This window comes from Dietzia sp. Die43 (assembly GCF_024519835.1).
Classification (GTDB): domain Bacteria; phylum Actinomycetota; class Actinomycetes; order Mycobacteriales; family Mycobacteriaceae; genus Dietzia; species Dietzia kunjamensis.
This window is the reverse complement of sequence record NZ_JALJRF010000051.1, coordinates 1-1,420: the sequence shown is the minus strand read 5'-3', so window position 1 is coordinate 1,420 and position 1,420 is coordinate 1. Positions and strand designations below refer to the sequence as shown.

General features: G+C 66.5%; 1 pseudogene. It reads left to right on the top strand.

The window, feature by feature from the left end:
• Positions 1-119 precede the first annotated feature (119 nt).
• Positions 120-1,377, top strand: a pseudogene (locus NR111_RS18155) (IS256 family transposase).
• Positions 1,378-1,420 lie beyond the last annotated feature (43 nt).

The window sequence follows — 1,420 nt, the reverse complement described above, 5'->3', positions numbered from 1 at the left end:
GGGTTTCGGGGCCGGGGTTCTGGCTGACGAGGGCGTGGCGGTCCGCTGAAGAGGGCGGGCCATCGCGTAGTGGTCAATGAGTTACCGCCAAGTAGCTCACAGTAAGGACACACCACGCGATGACCCAGTTCCATTCTGGCGTACACGCCCAGCTCGATGCACTGCTGGCCGCCGATCCGCAGGCCATGTTCGCCGAGCTGGTGCGGGCCGGCCTGCAGGCGCTGATCGAAGCCGAAGCCGCGGCGAAGATCGGCGCCGACCGCTACGAGCGCACCGAGGGCCGCACGACCCACCGAAACGGCCACCGTGCCAAGACGGTCTCGACCCCGGTCGGAGACATCGAGGCGCAGATCCCGAAGCTGCGCTCCGGGTCGTTCTTCCCGGCGCTGCTCGAGCGTCGCCGGCGGATCGATCGGGCCCTGTACGCGGTGATCATGCAGGCCTACGTACACGGCGTGTCCACCCGGGCCGTGGACGACCTCGTCCGCGCCCTTGGCGTCGATACCGGCATCTCCAAGTCTGAGGTCTCCCGCATCTGCGCCGATCTGGACGCCGAAGTCGAGGAGTTCCGTACCCGGACCCTGTCCCACACCCAGTTCCCGTACGTGTTCGCCGACGCCACCTTCTGCAAGGTCCGGATCGGGGCGCACGTGGTCTCCCACGCCATGGTCGTGGCCACCGGGGTCTGAAATCGACGGCACCCGCGAAGTCCTCGGCACTGCCGTCGGCGACAGTGAATCGTACGAGTTCTGGAGTGACTTCCTGCGCTCGCTCAAGGCCCGCGGTCTGACCGGGGTGCACCTGGTCATCTCGGATGCTCACGCCGGCCTCAAAGCGGCGGTGGCGCAGCAGTTCGTTGGCGCCTCCTGGCAGCGGTGCCGGGTGCACTTCATGCGCAACCTGCACGGGGCCGTGGCCTCCAAGCACGCCCCGGCGGTGACCGCGGCGGTCAAGACGATCTTCGCCCACACCGACCCGGACGACGTGGCCGAGCAGTGGGACCAGGTCACCGCCACCTTCGCCGACTCGTTCCCGAAAGTCACCACGATGATGCGCGAGGCCAAGACCGACGTGCTGGCGTTCACCGCGTTCCCTCAGGGGCACTGGCAGAAGATCTGGTCTAACAACCCGATCGAGCGATTGAACAAGGAGATCAAGCGCCGCGCGGACGTCGTGGAGATCTTCCCCAACCCGGCCGCGTTCCTGCGCCTGGCGACCTCAGTGGTGATCGATCAGCACGACGAATGGCAGGTCTCCCGCCGCTACCTGTCAGATACCTCGATGGCACAACTCCGACGAGTCATCGCCGCAAAGCAACGCGCCCTCGACACCGGCGGCGACTACGATCAGCAACGACTCGTTGATCACTGCGCCTGACTAGACGCCGATCCGAATCCCACCACCCCACGGGGCACTATCC